This is a genomic window from Variovorax sp. Soil_C_12 (assembly GCF_057657375.1).
Genome location: NZ_JBDGIO010000058.1, coordinates 1 through 297 on the forward strand (window position 1 = coordinate 1; position 297 = coordinate 297).

The 297-nt window shown below is 63.3% G+C and carries 1 protein-coding gene; it reads left to right on the forward strand.

The genetic code is table 11. The features are described 5' to 3' along the window. On the forward strand, positions 1-186 hold a 186-nt coding region (locus AC3A6X_RS36450), incomplete at its 5' end, for a hypothetical protein (RefSeq protein WP_487846726.1). Between the last annotated feature and the right edge of the window lie 111 nt (positions 187-297).

The following is a 297-nucleotide window of genomic DNA, read 5'->3' on the forward strand; positions in this document are numbered from 1 at the left end:
CCCAACCTCGAGGGCACCGTCCATAGCCTTGCGCGCCACCGCGTCATGAGCCTGGCCGAGGAGCTCCGCGCTGCGGAAGACGCAGCCGAGAGCCTCGCAGAGACGGTTGCATTGAAGTGGATCTATCGCTATGCCGTCGGCAAGCGCCTGCTGATCAACGACGGCAAGAGTCTACAGGGCACTTGACACGCCAGGGCAACGTCGGGGAGCGCATGCGGCACGTCACGACGGGCCTCTGGTTCAGGCAATTGCTTCCTTGAAGAGCATCCAGAAGCTGGGGGTGCGCACTGCAGCAAA